General features: G+C 53.9%; 1 rRNA gene. It reads left to right on the forward strand.

Features of this window, described 5'->3' with window-relative positions:
* Positions 1-40: 40 nt before the first annotated feature.
* Positions 41-1,580: ribosomal RNA gene (locus tag F0319_RS18780) — 16S ribosomal RNA — on the forward strand.
* Positions 1,581-1,630 lie beyond the last annotated feature (50 nt).

Below are 1,630 nucleotides of genomic sequence, written 5' to 3' on the forward strand. Positions count from 1 at the left end.
CGTAATTCATTACGAAGTTTAATTCACGAGCATCAAACTTAAATTGAAGAGTTTGATCATGGCTCAGATTGAACGCTGGCGGCAGGCCTAACACATGCAAGTCGAGCGGTAGCACAGGGAGCTTGCTCCTGGGTGACGAGCGGCGGACGGGTGAGTAATGTCTGGGAAACTGCCTGATGGAGGGGGATAACTACTGGAAACGGTAGCTAATACCGCATAACGTCGCAAGACCAAAGAGGGGGACCTTCGGGCCTCTTGCCATCAGATGTGCCCAGATGGGATTAGCTAGTAGGTGGGGTAACGGCTCACCTAGGCGACGATCCCTAGCTGGTCTGAGAGGATGACCAGCCACACTGGAACTGAGACACGGTCCAGACTCCTACGGGAGGCAGCAGTGGGGAATATTGCACAATGGGCGCAAGCCTGATGCAGCCATGCCGCGTGTATGAAGAAGGCCTTCGGGTTGTAAAGTACTTTCAGCGGGGAGGAAGGCGTTGTGGTTAATAACCACAGCGATTGACGTTACCCGCAGAAGAAGCACCGGCTAACTCCGTGCCAGCAGCCGCGGTAATACGGAGGGTGCAAGCGTTAATCGGAATTACTGGGCGTAAAGCGCACGCAGGCGGTCTGTCAAGTCGGATGTGAAATCCCCGGGCTCAACCTGGGAACTGCATTCGAAACTGGCAGGCTAGAGTCTTGTAGAGGGGGGTAGAATTCCAGGTGTAGCGGTGAAATGCGTAGAGATCTGGAGGAATACCGGTGGCGAAGGCGGCCCCCTGGACAAAGACTGACGCTCAGGTGCGAAAGCGTGGGGAGCAAACAGGATTAGATACCCTGGTAGTCCACGCCGTAAACGATGTCGACTTGGAGGTTGTGCCCTTGAGGCGTGGCTTCCGGAGCTAACGCGTTAAGTCGACCGCCTGGGGAGTACGGCCGCAAGGTTAAAACTCAAATGAATTGACGGGGGCCCGCACAAGCGGTGGAGCATGTGGTTTAATTCGATGCAACGCGAAGAACCTTACCTACTCTTGACATCCAGAGAACTTTCCAGAGATGGATTGGTGCCTTCGGGAACTCTGAGACAGGTGCTGCATGGCTGTCGTCAGCTCGTGTTGTGAAATGTTGGGTTAAGTCCCGCAACGAGCGCAACCCTTATCCTTTGTTGCCAGCGGTTAGGCCGGGAACTCAAAGGAGACTGCCAGTGATAAACTGGAGGAAGGTGGGGATGACGTCAAGTCATCATGGCCCTTACGAGTAGGGCTACACACGTGCTACAATGGCGCATACAAAGAGAAGCGACCTCGCGAGAGCAAGCGGACCTCATAAAGTGCGTCGTAGTCCGGATTGGAGTCTGCAACTCGACTCCATGAAGTCGGAATCGCTAGTAATCGTAGATCAGAATGCTACGGTGAATACGTTCCCGGGCCTTGTACACACCGCCCGTCACACCATGGGAGTGGGTTGCAAAAGAAGTAGGTAGCTTAACCTTCGGGAGGGCGCTTACCACTTTGTGATTCATGACTGGGGTGAAGTCGTAACAAGGTAACCGTAGGGGAACCTGCGGTTGGATCACCTCCTTACCTTAAAGAACCTGCCTTTGCAGTGCTCACACAGATTGTCTGATGAATGG

Source organism: Enterobacter vonholyi (assembly GCF_008364555.1).
In the GTDB taxonomy this organism is placed as follows: Bacteria; Pseudomonadota; Gammaproteobacteria; order Enterobacterales; family Enterobacteriaceae; genus Enterobacter; species Enterobacter vonholyi.